Below are 16,051 nucleotides of genomic sequence, written 5' to 3' on the forward strand. Positions count from 1 at the left end.
TTCCGGAGCGTCAGGATCGCGCGAAACGCGCTTCGTTCATGTAGCGGGCTTCTTGGAATTGCTCTATAGAGCCCGTGGCTACGCCGCACGCCGATCCGGCGCGGGGCTCGGGCACTCCCGGGGCGGCGCGCGCGACTTGCGCAATAGGCCTTCGATCCGGCGATCCCGCAAGGCGTCTGTCGGCTCGCGACCGCAACCCCTTGATCAGGATCAGCCCGCATGGCTTCGCTCGACTCCTTCAAATGCCGCCAGACACTCACCGTCGGCAGCAAATCCTATGAATATTATTCGCTGCCGCTCGCCGAGCAGAACGGCCTGACAGGCATCTCGAAGCTGCCCTTCTCGATGAAGGTGCTGCTGGAGAACCTGCTGCGCTTCGAGGATGGCCGCTCGGTCTTCAAGGCCGATATCGAGGGTTTCGTCGCCTGGCTGACCGACAAGGGCACCGCCGGCAAGGAGATCGGCTTCCGCCCCGCCCGCGTGCTGATGCAGGACTTCACCGGCGTCCCCGCCGTGGTCGATCTCGCGGCGATGCGTGACGGCGTCGTCGCGCTCGGCGGCGACCCGGCCAAGATCAACCCGCTGGTGCCCGTCGATCTCGTCATCGACCATTCGGTGATCGTCGATGAGTTCGGCACGCCCAAGGCGCTCTCGCAGAACGTCGAGCTCGAATATGAGCGCAATGGCGAGCGCTACCGCTTCCTGAAATGGGGCCAGGGCGCCTTCGACAATTTCCGCGTCGTGCCGCCCGGCACCGGCATCTGCCACCAGGTCAATCTCGAATATCTCGCCCAGACGGTCTGGACCCGTAAGGAGACCATCGACGGCGTCGAGGTCGAGATGGCCTATCCCGACACCGTCGTCGGCACCGATTCGCACACCACCATGGTCAACGGCCTGGCCGTGCTCGGCTGGGGCGTCGGCGGCATCGAGGCGGAGGCTGCCATGCTCGGCCAGCCGCAGTCGATGCTGCTGCCCGAGGTCATCGGCTTCAAGCTGACCGGCGCGCTCAAGGAAGGCATCACCGCCACCGACCTCGTGCTGACTGTCACGCAGATGCTGCGCAAGAAGGGCGTCGTCGGCAAGTTCGTCGAGTTCTTTGGTCCCGGCCTCTACAATCTGACGCTGGCCGACCGCGCGACCATCGCCAATATGGGCCCGGAATACGGCGCGACCTGCGGCTTTTTCCCGGTCGATGCCGAGACGCTGGAATACCTCACCACGACCGGCCGTGCCACCGACCGGATCGCGCTGGTCGAGGCTTACAGCAAGGCGCAAGGCCTGTTTGCGACGATCGAGACCGCCGACCCGGTCTTCACCGATACGCTGGAACTCGATCTCTCGACCGTCCAGCCCTCGATGGCCGGCCCCAAGCGCCCCGAAGGCCGCATCGACCTGAACGGCGTCGCCGCCGGCTTCAAGGCCGCGATGGACACCGAATACAAGAAGGGCGGCGAGATTTCGCGCCGCGTGCCGGTCGAGGGTCAGTCCTATGATCTCGGCCATGGCGACGTCGTCATCGCCGCCATCACCTCCTGCACCAACACCTCCAACCCATCGGTGCTGATGGCGGCGGGCCTGCTCGCCCGCAACGCGGTCGCCAAGGGCCTCACCGTCAAGCCCTGGGTGAAGACCTCGCTGGCGCCTGGTTCACAGGTCGTCGCCGAATATCTCGCCAAGGCCGGCCTCCAGGCCGATCTCGACAAGCTCGGCTTCAACCTGGTCGGCTTCGGCTGCACCACCTGCATCGGCAATTCCGGCCCGCTGCCGGCGCCGATCTCCAAGGCGATCAACGAACAGGGCCTGATCGCAGGCGCCGTCATCTCCGGCAACCGCAATTTTGAAGGCCGCGTCTCGCCCGACGTGCAGGCGAACTATCTCGCCTCGCCGCCGCTGGTCGTCGCCTATGCACTGGCGGGTTCGGTCCAGATGGACCTGACGACCGAGCCGCTGGGCCTGGGCTCGGACGGCAAGCCGGTTTTCCTCAAGGACATCTGGCCCTCCAACAAGGAGATCCAGAGCTTCATTCGGGAGAACGTCACGCGCGCCATTTTCGAGGCGAAATACGCCGACGTCTTCAAGGGCGACGAACACTGGCAGGCGGTGAAGACCCCGGAGAGCCAGACCTATGCCTGGGAGGACGCCTCGACCTACGTCCAGAACCCCCCTTATTTCCAGGGCATCAGCAAGACGCCGACCCCGGTCAGCGACATCAAGGGCGCCCGCATCCTGGGCCTCTTCGGCGACAAGATCACCACCGACCACATCTCGCCGGCCGGTTCGATCAAGGCCGCCTCGCCCGCCGGCGCCTATCTCTCGGAGCACGGCGTCGCGGTCGCTGATTTCAACCAATACGGCACGCGTCGTGGCAATCACGAGGTGATGATGCGCGGCACCTTCGCCAATATCCGCATCCGCAACCACATGATGGGCCCCAACGGGCGCGAGGGCGGCTACACCATCCACTATCCGAGCAAGGAAGAACTGCCGATCTACGACGCTTCGATGCGCTACCAGGCGGAGAAGGTGCCGCTGGTCGTCTTCGCCGGCGTCGAATACGGCAACGGCTCCTCGCGCGACTGGGCGGCGAAGGGCACCAACCTGCTCGGCGTCAAGGCCGTGATCGCGCAGAGCTTCGAGCGCATCCACCGCTCGAACCTGGTCGGCATGGGCGTCGTGCCCTTCACCTTCGTCGAAGGCACCAGCTGGGCCTCGCTCGACCTGAAGGGCGACGAGACCGTCTCGATCAAGGGCCTTGCCACCGTGAAGCCGCGCCAGATGCTGGAAGCCGAGATCACCTATGCCGACGGCACGGTGAAGAACGTGCCGATCCTGTGCCGCATCGATACGCTCGACGAGATCGACTACTTCAAGAACGCCGGCATCCTGCACTACGTCCTGCGCGGCATCGCCGCGTAAGACCGATCATCTCGGCGGGATCGGGCTGCTCCAGTGGCCCGATCCCAAGCAAAACGAGAATTGTGTTTCTGAAGATGGCCGGGCTTGCCCGGCCAACAGTACTTGGCAGCCGGCAAGGTTGTCCTCTCCCGTCCCCCGGTGTATGGGGGCGTCACAGTCATCCTTGGCGGGGGGCTTGGGGCAGGCGCAGGGCTAACACCCGCGCCCGGATGTCGTCCGCCTTCATCATCACGACGGGAGCACCCGCATGTCCGCCACGTTCGAGACGGTCGCCGGAATCATTTCGGAGACCTGCGACATTCCGCGCGAGAAGATCACGCCGGAAAGCCATGCCATCGACGATCTCGGCATCGACTCGCTGGCCTTCCTCGACATCGCCTTCGCGATCGACAAGGCCTTCGGCATCAAGCTGCCGCTCGAACAGTGGACGCAGGAAGTCAACGAGGGCAAGGCTCCGGCCGAGCAGTATTTCGTGCTCGAAAACCTCTGCAAGCGCATCGACGATCTCGTCGCCGCCAAGGCGGCCTGAACTTCATCACCGACGCCCTCACGGCCTCCATACCGGTGCGCGGACGCGTTGTCTGCGAGCCCGATGGGGGCCGTCCTGCTTTGGCGGCCGGCGCCGGCTTGAGCCGTGCCGGCTCAGGGTTTAGAGCAGAATCGCGTCGGAGCCGGCTTCGACACGCGTCATCGACGATCGGAAGCGCATGCGCCTCGAATATTTCGACATGATCGACAGCGTCGTGGCGTTCGAGCCGGGCGAGAAGCGGATCACCACACGCTCGACCGTGCCAGCCGCAAATGCGAGCCCGGTCTTCGAGGGGCATTTCCCCGGCCATCCGCTCGTGCCCGGCGTGCTCCTGACCGAGACGATGGCCCAGGCCTCGGGCTATCTGCTGCTCGGGCTGAACGGGCTGACGCAGATGCCGTTCCTGATGACGGTCGACAAGGCGCGGTTCCGCACCTTCGTCGAGCCGGACGCCGTGCTCGATGTCGCCGCCGAGCTCGTGATCGAGGGCTCCGGCTATGCCGCGACCAAAGCCAGCATTACCATCGACGGCAAGCCGATCTGCGATGCGCAGCTGCGCTTCCGCCTGATGCCCTTTCCAGCCGACATGCGGACCCTGATGGAGGCCCGCATCAAGGCGATCGGCCTCGTGCCGGAACAGGCCTGACCATGCAGCGCGACGTCGTCATCACCGGTATCGGCATCGCCTCCAGCCTCGGCGAAGGCATCGAGACCCACGCGGCCGCGTTGGCCGGGCCCATCGCGCCCGTCGTCGACGCGACGAGCTTCGCGCCCTATCCCGTCCACCCCCTCAAGCCGCTCGAACTCGACCGGCAGATTCCTAAGAAGTCCGACCAGCGCCAGATGGAGCCCTGGCAGCGACTCGGCGTCTATGCCGCGGGCCTCGCACTCGACGGCGCCGGCATCAAGGACGACGTCGAGACCAAGAGCCTCCTTCAGGTCATCGTCGCGGCGGGCGGCGGCGAGCGCGACCATGCCGTCGACGGCGCCATCCTCACCGGGTTGCGCGGCGCCAACGCACCCGGCCCCTTTCTCAATGAGCGGCTGATGGGCGATCTGCGCCCGACCCTGTTCCTGGCGCAGCTGTCGAACCTGCTGGCCGGCAATATCGGCATCGTCCACGGCATCACCGGCGCCTCGCGCACCTTCATGGGCGAGGAACAGGCCGGGGTCGATGCGGTTCGCACCGCCCATGCCCGCATCGCGTCCGGCCAGGCCGAGATCATGCTGGTCGGCGGCTCCTACAATGCCGAGCGGCGCGACATGCTGCTGCTGCTCGAACTCGGCGGCTATCTTCGCAAGGGCGATTTTGCTCCGGTTTTTGAGCGTGAAGCAGCGCCTGGCATCATCACCGGGAGCGCGTCGGCCTTCCTCGTGCTGGAATCGGCAGATCGCGCCGCCGCTCGCAGGGCTGTTATCCACGCCAGGCTCGGCAAGGTCATGGCCGCCCGCTCGAAGCGCACGCCCGGCACCGTCGAGTCCACCCTGCGCAAGCTGATCGGCGAACTCGGGACCGTGTCGCCGGGCGCGCTCGCGATCTCGGCTGCAACCGGAGCTGCCGGGATCACGGCCGAGGAGGCTGCGGCCCTCTCGGCTCTGCCGCAGGCGCGCCGCATCGCAACGGGCGATCTCCTCGGCCACGCCAACGAAGCAGCATTTCCCGTCTCGGTCGCGCTGGCGGCCGCGGCCTTGTCGGCGGAACAAGCGCAAGAGGCCGTGGTGACCGGCGCCGGCCATTGGCGCGGCGAGGGCGCTGCCCATCTGGTGAAAGCGTGAGGGTGAAGCCATGAGCAACACACAACACCGCGACTCCAAGGGCCGGCCGATCGTCGCCGTCACCGGCCTGGGCATCGTCACCTCGCTCGGCCAGGGCAAGGACGCCAATTGGGAGGCCCTCACCGCCGGCCGCTCGGGCATCCACGCCATCGAGCGGTTCCCGACCAAAGGGTTGCGCACGACCATCGGCGGCACCGTCGATTTCCTGTTCGATCGCCCGTTCTCGGCTCCCGAGCTCTCGGAGAAGCTCGCCATGCTGGCCGCCGAGGAAGCCGTGGCACAAAGCGAACTCGGCCAACCCGGTAATTTCCCCGGCGAACTCTTCATGGCGGTGCCTCCAGTCGAGATGGAATGGCCGCAGAAACAGGAGCTCGCCGCGTCCATCGACGGCGATGTCGATTATGACGGGCTGCTGCGCGAAGCCGCGACGCTGAAACACAAGACCAAGCACGAGATGTTCCTGTTCGGAACGGTCGCGGACCATGTCGCGGACGCCTTCGGCACCAAGGGCTCGCCGATTTCGCTCTCGACCGCCTGCTCCTCGGGCGCGACCGCGATCCAGATGGGTGTCGAGGCGATCCGGCGCGGCGACACGCAAGCCGCGCTCTGCATCGGCACCGATGGCTCGATCCATGCCGAGGCGCTGATCCGCTTCTCGCTGCTCTCGGCGCTCTCCACCCAGAACGACCCGCCGGAGGCCGCCGCCAAGCCGTTTTCGAAGAACCGCGACGGCTTCGTCATGGGCGAGGGTGCCGGCGCTCTGGTGCTGGAGGATTACGACCACGCTCTGGCGCGCGGAGCGACGATCCTCGGCATCGTCGCCGGCTGCGGCGAACGCGGCGACGGCTTCCATCGCACCCGCTCCAGCCCCGACGGCAAGCCCGCCATCCTCGCCATGCAGGACGCGCTGGCCGATGCCGGTCTGGCGCCCGACGATGTCGACTACATCAACGCACACGGTACCTCGACGCCGGAGAACGACAAGATGGAGGCGATGAGCTGTGCCGCCGTCTTCGGCGAGCGCATGGCGCGCCTGCCGATGTCGTCGAACAAGTCGATGATCGGCCACACGCTGACCGCCGCCGGCGCAGTCGAGGCGGTGATCTCCTTGCTGACCATCGCGCATAACCGCATCCCGCCGACGATCAACTACACGACGCCCGACCCCGCGATCGCGCTCGACGTTGTGCCCAACGTGGCCCGCGACGCGATGGTGCGCACCGTCATCTCAAACTCCTTCGGCTTCGGCGGACAGAACACCTCGCTGGTGCTGACGGCGGAGCCCGCTCGCGCATGACCCGTATTCTGGTGACAGGCGGCGCCAAGGGCGTTGGCGCAGCGATCGTGCGGGCGCTGGCAACAGCCGGCCACGACGTCGACTTCACCTATCGCGCGTCGGCCGAGCAGGCGCAGGCGCTCGCCGCCGAGATCGCCGCTTCGTATCCCGATCGCCATATCACGGCGCTGCCGCTGGATCTGTCCGACAAGGAGGCGCTCGACGCCTTCTGCGAGGCGCGCGAGAGCGAGAGCTATTTCGGCCTGATCCACAATGCCGGTCAGCCCTATGATTCGCTCGCCGCGATGATGGTGCAGGACAAGGCGGAAGCGGCGATGCAGGTCAATTTCTGGGCCTTCACCCGCCTCGCCAAGAGCCTGATGCGCGCCATGATCCGCGCCCGCTCGGGGCGCATCGTCGCCATCGGCTCGGTCGCCGCGCTGCGCGGCAATCCCGGCAACGCCGCCTATGCGGCCTCCAAGGGCGCGCTGATTTCCTATGCCAAGACGCTCGCGGTCGAGACCGGCAAGCGCGGCGTCACCGTCAACGTCATCGCGCCGGGCTTCGTCGACACCGACATGATCGCGCCCTATGCCGCCTATCGCGACAAGATGGAGGGGCAGATCCCGGCAGGCCGCTTCGCCCGGCCGGAAGAGGTCGCCGGTCTTGCCGCTTTCCTGATGAGCGAGCCCGCCGCTTACATCACCGGGACCGTGATCCCGATCGATGGCGGCGTTACAGCGCAGCTCGGCGTGCATCGCTGACATCGCGCGCAGACCATGCTAGGTTCGCCCTGAACCGGAGCGAACCACCATGACCGCAGCCTTCACCATTCGCCTTGACGACGAAAGGCTGGCAAAGCTCGACGCGCTGGCCGCCGATATGGACCGCTCGCGGAGCTGGATCGCCGCCAAAGCGATCGAATCCTATGTCGAACTGAACGCATGGCAGATCGCGCAGATCAAGGAGGGCATCGCCCAGGCCGATCGCGGCGAGTTCGCGACGGACGAGGAGGTCCAGGCGGTCTTCGACAAATATCGGACAAAGGCGTGAGGCTGGTCTGGACACGACGCGCACTCACCGACATCGACGGCATCTTTGCTTATGTCGCGGCAGAAAATCCGGACTCTGCTGAAAGACTGACCCGCGAGATTGAGGCCCGCGTCCAGACATTGGCCGACCATCCCGAGGCCGGCCGGCCAGGGCGCGTTGAGGGCACGCGCGAATTCGTCGTGACGGGCACGCCTTACATCCTCCCCTACCGCGTCCGCGAGGGACGCGTCGAAATCCTTGCCGTCCTCCACGCCGCACGCGGCTGGCCGAACCGGTTCTGAAAGGCAGATCATCCAACCATGCGTTCCCTCCAACTTCATGGCGACCGTGACCTCCGTCTCGAGGAGATCGATCCGCCGCCGCCGCCGGCCGCCGGTGAGGTCCAGATCCGCATCCGTGCCGTCGCGCTGAACTATCTCGACGTCTGGGGTTTTCGCGGCATGGCCTTCGCCAAGCGCAAGATGCCGCAGGCCGCCGGCGTTGAGGCGGCCGGCGAGATTATCTGCGTCGGCGAGGGCGTCACCGGCCTTTCGGTCGGCGATACGGTCACGGCCTATGGCGCCGAGACCTGCGGCCACTGCAAGGCCTGCGTCAACGGCCGCGACAATCTCTGCGAGAACGTCGCGGGGATCATGGGTTTCCATATCGACGGCTTCGCCCGCGAATATCTCAACAAAGCCGCGCGCCTCGTGATCAAGGCCCCGCCCGGGGTCACCTTCGAGGATGCGGCCTGCGCGCCGATCGGCTTTGGCACCGTTCAGCATATGCTGTTCGACAATGCGAAGCTCGAACCTGGCGAATCGATCCTGATCCATGCCGGCGGTTCCGGTATCGGCACGGCCGCGATCATGATGGCCAAGGCGATCGGCTGCACGGTCTACACCACCGTCGGCGACGACGAGAAGGGTCGAAAGGCGAAGGAGCTGGGTGCCGACTTCGTCGTCAACTACAAGACCGAACGCTTCGAAGGCGAGGTCCGCCAGCTCACCAAGCGCCAGGGCGTCGACGTCGTCTTCGAGCATGTCGGCGCCGACACCTGGAACGGCTCGCTGCTCTGCCTCAAGCGTGGCGGCCGGCTCGTCACCTGCGGGGCGACCTCGGGAGCATCGGCCACGATCAATCTGATGCAGCTTTTCCAGCAGCAATACCGCATCACCGGCTCCTTCGGCTGCCGCATCGAGAACATCAGCCAGTCCCTCGACAAAATGGCAGCCGGCATGAAGCCCGTGATCGACTCGGTGTTTCCGCTTGAAGATTTCGAGAAGGGCCTGGCGCGGCTGGAGGGCCGGCAGGTCTTTGGCAAGGTCGTCGTGACCTTCTGATTCAGGTCGCGTCGGCGAGCATGGCGACGCTCCAAAGCGTGGGAAACTTGACGAAACGGCATTCCTGCCGCAAGTCGCGGCTCCCGCCCGGCTTGCAGGCTATGAGGGCGAAAAGGGCCGGGCCGCATCTTGAGACGCTTGAAGACATTTGCTGCGCGCGCCTTTTCCCTGGCGATGATCGGCCTGATCAGGGCGCTGTTTGCCTTCCTGCGCCTGCTCGGCCCCGAGCGCTCGAGCGACCTCGGCGGCTGGCTGCTCCGAACCGCCAGCCCGCTGATCCCGGTCAACCGGATCGCGCTCGCCAATATCCGCGTCGCCTTCCCCGGCATGGCCGAACCGGAGGTCCGCCGGATCGCGAGGGGCGCCTGGGAGAATCTGGGCCGCACTGCCGCCGAATACGCTCATCTCAAGACGCTGTTCGACTACGACCACCTCAACCCTGACGCGCCGTCGCGCGTCGAGGTCGAGGGCATCGAGCATTTCACCGCGCTCAAGGACGACGCGAAGCCCGGGCTGATCTTCTCGGCTCATCTCGGCAATTGGGAACTGCCGGCGATCTGCGCTCAAGCCTATGACCTCGACACCACGGCCGTTTTCCGCGCCCCCAACGACCCGGCGATCGCGGCGGTCGTCCACGAGATCCGCTCGGGCGCGATGGGCGGGCTGGCCGCAGCAAAACAGGGCGCCGCCTTCGCCATGCAAGGCGTGCTGGAGCGCAACGGCCATCTTGGCATGTTGATCGACCAGCATTTCACCCGCGGTGTCGTGGTGCCCTTCATGGGCCGTCCCGCCCTGACCAATCCGATCATGGGGAAGTTCGCCCGCCGGTTCGAATGCCCGGTGCATGGGGTGCGGGTCATCCGTCTGCCCCACCAGCGCTTCAAATTGGAGCTGACCCCCCCATTAGACCTCCCCCGCGATGCGCAAGGCGAGATCGACGTCCAGGGCGCGATGGCGATGATGAGCGCGGTTGTCGAGGGCTGGGTGCGCGAGCATCCCGAACAGTGGCTCTGGATGCACCGGCGCTGGCGGCCGACCATGATCACGGCTGCCGCCGCGCAAGCCGGTCTGGCTGTTGTTCGCAGCCCGGTTTTCAAGGCAACGTGATTTCCAAGTGAAACGCATTGGGCGCTTTGGTAACGTCTGAGATGTAGAAGTCTCGCTGAGTTCAAGCCATGACCCGTCTCGCGCACCTCTTTTCGGCCACCGCCGCCCTGCTCGTCCTGGGCAGCGCCGTTGCGCGCGCTGAAGACGCCGGCAAGCAGCCCACCGCCGTCATCGAGCTCTTCACGAGCCAGGGCTGCTCCTCCTGCCCCCCCGCTGACGCGCTCTTCGTCGAACTCGCGAAACAGCCGGACCTGATCGCGCTGACCTTGCCGGTGACCTACTGGGATTATCTCGGCTGGAAGGACACGCTCGGTAAGGACAGCTTCGCCAAGCGCCAGAAATTCTACGCCAAGGCCCGCGGCGACGGACAGGTCTATACGCCCCAGGCCGTGGTCAACGGCGTCGCCCATGTCGTTGGATCCGACAAGGCCGAGATCGAGCGGGCGGCAAAGCCGGCGCCGGGCACCGGCTTTGTCGTCAAGCTGAGCCTGAAGGAAGAGGCCGGCGGGCTGAGCGTTGCCCTGGAGCCTCTGGGCGAGCCGCTGGAACGCAAGGCCGGCGTCTGGGCTGTTGCGACGACGCGGATGGTGAGCGTGCCGATCACGCGCGGCGAGAACCAGGGCAAGACCGTCGCCTACGCCAATGTCGTGCGCGGCCTGACCCGCATCGGCGATTGGGACGGCAAGGCAGCGACGCTGAGCGCGGCGCTGGCCGCGACGCAGGCTCCCGAGTCCGACAGCTATGTCGTGATCGTCCAGGTCGAACAGCCGGGCAAGTACGGCATGATGCCGGGCGCGATCCTGGGCGCGGCCCGCAGCCCGCGCTGAGGCCGCCTTACAGGATCACCACCTTGTTGGGCAGTTCGTCGATATCGTCGGCCGAACGCGGCGCATGCCGGGAGAGCACGCCCCCAAGCGCAGTGACAGCCTCGACCAGACCGTTCGTGAGCCGGTCCTGCCGGGCCGCAGTCAGCAGGGGCTCGACGATGCCGTCCCACACAGCCTGATCGACCTTCCCGTCGATGCCCGTATCGGCGAGGATCTCGGCATAGCGCTCCTGGATCGCGACATAGAGCAGGACGCCGGTCCGTTGCCGCGTCCGCGTCAGGCCGCGCGCGACGAATTCGCGCAACGCCGCGTCATGGGCGCGCCGGCGTTTGATGAAACCCGGCACGAAACGGCCGCCGCGCCCATACCAGAGCATCGCACCCAACAGCAGCACCGCGCAGATCAGCTGGATCAGGAAGATCCGCGGCGCGCTCGTGGCCGTCATCGCCAGAAGCGGCCACGGCACGAACAGCGCCAGTGTCAGCGCCACCACCACCGGCACGGTCCGGTAGCTCGACGCGGCATGGTCAATGACGACGACAATTTCTCCAGCCGTCAGTCTCTCGGCTTCGCGCACGGCCTGCGCGATCATTTCCCTGTCCTGCTCGTCCATCACCAATCTCCCGAGGCCCCGCCGCCACCCGACGATCCGCCACCGCCCGAAAAGCCACCGCCGGATCCCGAACTCCAGCCCCCGCCCGACCCCGTGCCCCAGCCGGCGCTGGGCGGCACCATCACCCAGCGCCCGTCACGCAGCCGGTGGCGCCGTGACGAACCGCCCCTGCGGGCCTCGGTCATGAAGGCGACGATCAGGATGAAGACCATCAGCATCACGAAGACGACTGCGATGGTTTCCCCCGTCGAACTCTCGTCGCTGCGCACGCTGGCGCGCCGCTGCCATTCCTCGGCATCCCCCGACAGAATGCTCAGGATCGCATCGACACCGCCCTCGATGCCGCCGGCGAAATCTCCGGTCTTGAACTTCGGCGCGACAGCCGTGGTGATGATGACCTTGGACAAGGCATCGGTCAGCGCCCCTTCGAGCCCGTAGCCGACCTCGATGCGCACCTTGCGTTCAGTGGGTGCGACCAGCAGCAACACGCCGTTATTGGTCTTCGCCTCGCCCAGCTTCCAGAACCGGAACAGCCCGTTGGCGAAGTCCTCGATGGAGACATCCTGCAGGGACGGGACCGTCGCCACCACGAGCTGGTCGGAGGTCTTGTCCTCATGCGCCTTGAGCTTGGTCTCGATGCGCTGGCGGGCTTCGGGCGCGATCAGATTCGCGCCATCGACGATCCGGCCCGACAGCGCGGGATAGGTCGGGTCGGCGGCAAGCGCGACGCCGCTCCAGAGCAGGAGAAGGAGAGCGCCGAGCTGCGACAGCCATCGCGACGTCATTCTCAGGCGGAGCGCAGCGCAGACGCGATAATCTCTCCCCGGAGATGCTCGGGTCAAACCCGAGCATGACGGCGGCTTGCGACCCACGGTCCTCTCGCCCTCAGAACTTCACCGCCGGTGGCCTCTCGGCACCTGTCGTCGCCGTGAAGCTCTCCATCGCCTTGGCGCCCCAGAACAGCCGGGCCCAGATCACGCCCGGAAAGGTGCGGATCTCGGTGTTGAAGGCCTGCACCGCCTGGATATAGTCGCGCCGGGCCACGGCGACGCGGTTTTCGGTGCCTTCGAGCTGCGACTGCAGGGCCAGGAAGTTCTGGTTGGACTTGATATCCGGGTAGCGCTCGACCGTGACCAGCAGGCGCCCGAGCGCGCCGCTCAGCTGGTTCTGCGCATCCTGGAATTCCTTGAACCGCGCCGGATCGGTGATCGTCGAGGCGTCGACCTTGACCTGGCTCGCCTTGGCGCGGGCCTCGATGACGGCGGTCAGCACCTCGCGCTCCTGCGCGGCAAAGCCCTTCACCGTTTCGACGAGGTTGGGGATCAGATCGGCACGGCGCTGATACTGGTTCTGCACCTCGCCCCAGCTCGCCTTGGCCCGCTCCTCGAGTGTCGGAACGTTGTTGACGCCGCAGGCCGCGAGCACGGCGCCCAGCAGGGCAAGGGCTGCGATGGCGACGGATCGACGAGCGATCATGGGAAATGAAAACGACATGCCGGGCCCCTTTGGCGGTGTCTTGACGACAGCCTGACGACCTTAGCTGGCCGCGATGACGGCACCAAGGCCAATGCGACCATGGCGTGAAGCCGGCCTTGCACGCTAGTCTGCCGCCGATCCGTTCCAGGAGTTCGATCAATGACCTGTTTGCGCGGCCGAAATGCTCCGCTTCGCCATCTCGTCGCCGCCGTCCTGATCGGAGCAGCTTTCGCGGGAAATGCCGGCGCGCAGGGCCTGGCCCCCGCCCCGGAGGCCGCCACGGGCCGGGTGGCCAAATCCGCCGCCACCGCGCAGCGTTTCATGGTGGCAGCCGCCAACCCGCTCGCCGCCAGCGCGGGGCGCGACATCCTGCGCGCTGGCGGCAGCGCGGTGGATGCAGCCATCACGGTCCAGCTCGTGCTCAATCTGGTCGAGCCGCAAAGCTCCGGCATCGGTGGCGGCGCCTTCCTGCTGCACTGGGACGAGGCCGGCAAGCGCCTGGTCACGCTCGATGGCCGCGAGACCGCGCCTGCCGCAGCCAAGCCCGACCGCTTCATCGGGCCTGACGGCAAGCCGTTGCGCTTCGTCGATGCGGTCGTGGGCGGGCGTTCGGTCGGCGTGCCTGGCACGCTGAAGCTTCTGGAGGAGGCGCATCGGCGTTGGGGCCGCCTGCCCTGGGCGCAGGTGCTGGCGCCCGCGATCCGGCTGGCCGACGATGGCTTCGCCATCTCGCCGCGTCTGAACGGCCTGCTCTCCCGCGAGACGAACCTTGCAAAGGATTCGCGCGCCGCGGCCTATTTCTACGAGCCGGACGGCAAGGCCAAGGCGATCGGCACGATCTTGCGCAACCCTGCATTCGCACAAACGCTGCGCGCCATCGCCGGCAATGGCTCGCAGGCCTTCTATGCGGGACCGATCGCCCGGGACATCGTCGCCACCGTCACCGGCCACAAGACCAATCCGGGCGACATCACGCTGGACGATCTCGCCGGCTACAAGGTCGAGGAGCGCGAGCCTGTCTGCGGCGCCTACCGGGTCTGGCGCATCTGCGGCATGGGGCCGCCGAGTTCGGGCGCCGTCGCCGTCCAGCAGATGCTCGGCATCCTCGAAACGCGCAATCTCGCCCGCCTGGGGCCTGGTGCCGAGGCTGCCCACTGGTTCTCGGAGGCCGGGCGGCTGGCCTTCGCCGACCGCAATCTCTACCTCGCCGACCCCGCCTTCATCGGCGTGCCGACCGGTGGCCTGATCGACCGCGACTATATCCGCTCGCGGGCCGGCCTCATCAGCCCCGAGCGCTCGATGGGCCGCGCCAAGGCCGGCGAACCGCCCAACAAGCGCGCTCAGCTGCTGGCCCCTTCCGATGGCATCGAGAACGGCACGAGCCACATCTCCGTCGTCGATGCACAGGGCAATGCAGTGTCGATGACCACGACGATCGAGGACGGATTCGGCGCCAGGCTGATGACGGCGGGCGGCTTCCTGCTCAACAACGAGCTGACCGATTTCTCATTCCTGGCAGAGGAGGACGGCAAGCCGGTCGCCAACCGCGTCGAGCCCGGCAAGCGGCCACGCTCCTCGATGGCGCCGACGCTGGTCTTCGACGCCTTCGGCCGGCTCTATGCCGTCGTCGGCTCGCCCGGCGGCAGCCAGATCATCGGCTATGTCGCCAAAACGCTGGTCGCGCTGCTCGACTGGAAGATGGACCCGCAGGCCGCTGTCGATCTGGGCAATTTCGGCAGCCGCAACGGGCCGACCGAATTGGAAAAGGGCACAGAAGCCGAAGACTGGAAGTCAGCGCTGGAGGCAAAGGGCCACGAGGTCCGTCTGCTGGAGATGACCTCGGGCATCCAGGCCATCGTCAAGACGCCGGAGGGCTTTGTGGGTGGAGCTGACGGGCGGCGAGAGGGCGTTGCGATCGGGGATTGACGACATTTGCAGCGACAGCTTGCCGACGAGTATGACTAAGTCATACTATCTGGAATCAGAAATGCTGGAAACGCGACCATGTCCACCATTGAGAAGATCAGCATCGCACTGACAGCGGAACAGTTCGGAGCCATCCGGACTGCTGTTGAGCTCGGCGAATACGCGACCACCAGCGAGGCCATCCGCGACGCGGTGCGCGACTGGCAGCACAAGCGAGAGCTACGGCAGAACGATATCGAGCGACTGCGCCGACTCTGGGACGAAGGCCTTGCAAGCGGCCCTGGGTCACCCGTCGATATGAATGAATTGCGAGCCGAGGCTCGTCAGCGTCTCGAACTTGCTCGAAAGACCGTTGCCATTATCCGGGATTGATGTCGTCTGGTCTCCGCAGGCTCGCGCGGATCTGCTCGACATCTATGTGTTGATCGGCATCGACAGCCCGACCGTAGCGGAGCGATAGTTCGACCGAATCGAGCATAAGGCGCAGCTGTTATGCGACCATCCTCGTATCGGAGTGCGGCGGCCGGATATCCATCCGGAATTGCGGATGCTGATCGAGTCGCCCTACCTTCTGCTATATCGGACGGACCGAACACCGACCACGGTCTGATCCAGCAAGTCGAGATCGTTCGCATCGTTGACGGCAGACGCGAGCTTTCACACTTGTTCTGATCAGAGGAAAGCCTGCGAAATTCAGGGGCTTTTTGGCTTCTCCCCGCCTGCCCCGCGTCCGGCGATCAGCCAATAGACGAACCCCGTCGCTGCGCCGATCAGCACCAGCGCGCCGATGACCTGAACCTCGGCCCCACTCGGCGTCCGCGCCAGGCCCAGCATGCCCAGCGGCAACAGCGCCGAGAGCAACCCGGTCAGCCCGCTCTGGATCAGGCCGCTGCGCAACGAAAACAACTCGCTCCCGATAGCCACCAGCACGACCGGCACCACCAGGATCGCAAAACCCAGCCGCCCGAGCAGCACGAAGGCCGCCTGCGCGGTGGGGCCGGGGTCGATGCCCATGTCGGCCAGCCCAAACAGCGCATCGAGCAGGCGCTCGAAACCGCCGCCGATCAGCAATGCGAGACCGGGCGAAACGACGCTCGCGACCATCATCGCGACAAGTCCGGCGGCCATCGCCATCACCAGCGCGAACGGAATCAACAAAAGCCAGCGCAGCATGGCGGATCAGCCGGCAACGGCGGCCGCGGCCGCATCGTCCTGGTCGAGCATCAG

Annotated in this window: 17 protein-coding genes; 13 read left to right on the top strand and 4 right to left on the bottom strand. The window is 66.3% G+C overall.

Going from position 1 to position 16,051, the window contains the following annotated elements; genetic code table 11:
* Nucleotides 1–219: 219 nt before the first annotated feature.
* From acnA to IP69_RS14175, 11 genes are all read left to right on the top strand, one after another.
* Nucleotides 220–2,919 carry an aconitate hydratase AcnA gene (gene acnA / locus IP69_RS14125; protein WP_054143473.1) on the top strand — a complete coding sequence of 900 codons (2,700 nt, stop codon included), beginning with the start codon at nt 220–222 and terminating at the stop codon, nt 2,917–2,919.
* A gap of 247 nt (nt 2,920–3,166) precedes the next feature.
* Nucleotides 3,167–3,448, top strand: coding sequence for an acyl carrier protein (locus IP69_RS14130; RefSeq protein WP_054143474.1), 282 nt, complete (start codon nt 3,167–3,169; stop codon nt 3,446–3,448).
* Nucleotides 3,449–3,626: 178 nt separating this feature from the next.
* Nucleotides 3,627–4,094, top strand: coding sequence for a 3-hydroxyacyl-ACP dehydratase FabZ family protein (locus IP69_RS14135; protein ID WP_054143475.1), 468 nt, complete (start codon nt 3,627–3,629; stop codon nt 4,092–4,094).
* 2 nt (nt 4,095–4,096) lie between these two features.
* Nucleotides 4,097–5,224 (top strand): beta-ketoacyl-ACP synthase, encoded by a 1,128-nt coding sequence (locus tag IP69_RS14140; protein WP_054143476.1) that lies wholly within the window; start codon nt 4,097–4,099, stop codon nt 5,222–5,224.
* 10 nt (nt 5,225–5,234) lie between these two features.
* Nucleotides 5,235–6,521, top strand: coding sequence for a beta-ketoacyl-ACP synthase (locus IP69_RS14145; protein ID WP_054143477.1), 1,287 nt, complete (start codon nt 5,235–5,237; stop codon nt 6,519–6,521).
* Nucleotides 6,518–7,264, top strand: a complete 747-nt coding sequence (locus IP69_RS14150; RefSeq protein ID WP_054143478.1) for an SDR family oxidoreductase — start codon at nt 6,518–6,520, stop codon at nt 7,262–7,264. Before IP69_RS14145 ends, IP69_RS14150 begins: the two co-directional genes overlap by 4 nt.
* 49 nt (nt 7,265–7,313) lie before the next feature.
* Entirely contained in the window at nt 7,314–7,553 is a 240-nt protein-coding gene (locus IP69_RS14155; protein WP_054143479.1) for a CopG family ribbon-helix-helix protein, read from the top strand.
* Complete coding sequence (locus tag IP69_RS14160; RefSeq protein ID WP_054143480.1) at nt 7,550–7,834, top strand: type II toxin-antitoxin system mRNA interferase toxin, RelE/StbE family; 285 nt, start codon at nt 7,550–7,552, stop codon at nt 7,832–7,834. The genes IP69_RS14155 and IP69_RS14160 overlap by 4 nt, the downstream gene beginning before the upstream one ends.
* Before the next feature lie 18 nt (nt 7,835–7,852).
* Nucleotides 7,853–8,875, top strand: coding sequence for a zinc-binding dehydrogenase (locus tag IP69_RS14165; RefSeq protein WP_054143481.1), 1,023 nt, complete (start codon nt 7,853–7,855; stop codon nt 8,873–8,875).
* 138 nt (nt 8,876–9,013) lie between these two features.
* Nucleotides 9,014–9,982 (top strand): lipid A biosynthesis lauroyl acyltransferase, encoded by a 969-nt coding sequence (locus IP69_RS14170; RefSeq protein ID WP_282568242.1) that lies wholly within the window; start codon nt 9,014–9,016, stop codon nt 9,980–9,982.
* Nucleotides 9,983–10,050: 68 nt separating this feature from the next.
* Nucleotides 10,051–10,809 (top strand): DUF1223 domain-containing protein, encoded by a 759-nt coding sequence (locus tag IP69_RS14175; RefSeq protein WP_054143483.1) that lies wholly within the window; start codon nt 10,051–10,053, stop codon nt 10,807–10,809.
* A gap of 7 nt (nt 10,810–10,816) precedes the next feature.
* Here the strand turns inward: IP69_RS14175 and IP69_RS14180 are convergent, their stop codons facing one another.
* The 3 genes from IP69_RS14180 to IP69_RS14190 form a co-directional block, all read right to left on the bottom strand.
* Nucleotides 10,817–11,422: a TPM domain-containing protein gene (locus IP69_RS14180; RefSeq protein WP_054143484.1), complete on the bottom strand. Its 606-nt coding sequence runs from the start codon at nt 11,420–11,422 to the stop codon at nt 10,817–10,819.
* Entirely contained in the window at nt 11,422–12,207 is a 786-nt protein-coding gene (locus IP69_RS14185; RefSeq protein ID WP_054143485.1) for a TPM domain-containing protein, read from the bottom strand. The genes IP69_RS14180 and IP69_RS14185 overlap by 1 nt, the downstream gene beginning before the upstream one ends.
* A 100-nt stretch (nt 12,208–12,307) precedes the next feature.
* Nucleotides 12,308–12,898, bottom strand: a complete 591-nt coding sequence (locus IP69_RS14190; protein ID WP_082359328.1) for a LemA family protein — start codon at nt 12,896–12,898, stop codon at nt 12,308–12,310.
* Nucleotides 12,899–13,057: 159 nt separating this feature from the next.
* On the opposite strand from IP69_RS14190, the gene ggt reads away from it, so the two are divergent.
* Both ggt and IP69_RS14200 read left to right on the top strand, forming a co-directional pair.
* The gene (gene ggt, locus IP69_RS14195; protein ID WP_054143487.1) at nt 13,058–14,824 is read left to right on the top strand and encodes a gamma-glutamyltransferase; all 1,767 of its coding nucleotides are present in this window, start codon (nt 13,058–13,060) and stop codon (nt 14,822–14,824) included.
* Between the two features lie 78 nt (nt 14,825–14,902).
* Nucleotides 14,903–15,196: a type II toxin-antitoxin system ParD family antitoxin gene (locus IP69_RS14200; RefSeq protein ID WP_054143488.1), complete on the top strand. Its 294-nt coding sequence runs from the start codon at nt 14,903–14,905 to the stop codon at nt 15,194–15,196.
* Between the two features lie 321 nt (nt 15,197–15,517).
* Here IP69_RS14200 and IP69_RS14205 read toward each other — a convergent pair whose 3' ends face one another.
* Nucleotides 15,518–15,997 (bottom strand): hypothetical protein, encoded by a 480-nt coding sequence (locus tag IP69_RS14205; protein ID WP_054143489.1) that lies wholly within the window; start codon nt 15,995–15,997, stop codon nt 15,518–15,520.
* Nucleotides 15,998–16,051: the final 54 nt, after the last annotated feature.

The sequence above is a fragment of the Allobosea sp. AAP35 genome, assembly GCF_001295925.1.
Classification (GTDB): Bacteria; Pseudomonadota; Alphaproteobacteria; order Rhizobiales; family Beijerinckiaceae; genus Allobosea.

What these genes read in the sequence shown, in the direction of transcription:
- acnA (WP_054143473.1), top strand. Translation starts at nt 220, where the DNA reads ATGGCTTCGCTCGACTCCTTCAAATGCCGCCAGACACTCACCGTCGGC.
- IP69_RS14130 (WP_054143474.1), top strand. Translation starts at nt 3,167, where the DNA reads ATGTCCGCCACGTTCGAGACGGTCGCCGGAATCATTTCGGAGACCTGC.
- IP69_RS14135 (WP_054143475.1), top strand. Translation starts at nt 3,627, where the DNA reads ATGCGCCTCGAATATTTCGACATGATCGACAGCGTCGTGGCGTTCGAG.
- IP69_RS14140 (WP_054143476.1), top strand. Translation starts at nt 4,097, where the DNA reads ATGCAGCGCGACGTCGTCATCACCGGTATCGGCATCGCCTCCAGCCTC.
- IP69_RS14145 (WP_054143477.1), top strand. Translation starts at nt 5,235, where the DNA reads ATGAGCAACACACAACACCGCGACTCCAAGGGCCGGCCGATCGTCGCC.
- IP69_RS14150 (WP_054143478.1), top strand. Translation starts at nt 6,518, where the DNA reads ATGACCCGTATTCTGGTGACAGGCGGCGCCAAGGGCGTTGGCGCAGCG.
- IP69_RS14155 (WP_054143479.1), top strand. Translation starts at nt 7,314, where the DNA reads ATGACCGCAGCCTTCACCATTCGCCTTGACGACGAAAGGCTGGCAAAG.
- IP69_RS14165 (WP_054143481.1), top strand. Translation starts at nt 7,853, where the DNA reads ATGCGTTCCCTCCAACTTCATGGCGACCGTGACCTCCGTCTCGAGGAG.
- IP69_RS14175 (WP_054143483.1), top strand. Translation starts at nt 10,051, where the DNA reads ATGACCCGTCTCGCGCACCTCTTTTCGGCCACCGCCGCCCTGCTCGTC.
- IP69_RS14180 (WP_054143484.1), bottom strand. Translation starts at nt 11,422, where the DNA reads ATGGACGAGCAGGACAGGGAAATGATCGCGCAGGCCGTGCGCGAAGCC.
- IP69_RS14185 (WP_054143485.1), bottom strand. Translation starts at nt 12,207, where the DNA reads ATGACGTCGCGATGGCTGTCGCAGCTCGGCGCTCTCCTTCTCCTGCTC.
- IP69_RS14190 (WP_082359328.1), bottom strand. Translation starts at nt 12,898, where the DNA reads ATGATCGCTCGTCGATCCGTCGCCATCGCAGCCCTTGCCCTGCTGGGC.
- ggt (WP_054143487.1), top strand. Translation starts at nt 13,058, where the DNA reads ATGACCTGTTTGCGCGGCCGAAATGCTCCGCTTCGCCATCTCGTCGCC.
- IP69_RS14200 (WP_054143488.1), top strand. Translation starts at nt 14,903, where the DNA reads ATGTCCACCATTGAGAAGATCAGCATCGCACTGACAGCGGAACAGTTC.
- IP69_RS14205 (WP_054143489.1), bottom strand. Translation starts at nt 15,997, where the DNA reads ATGCTGCGCTGGCTTTTGTTGATTCCGTTCGCGCTGGTGATGGCGATG.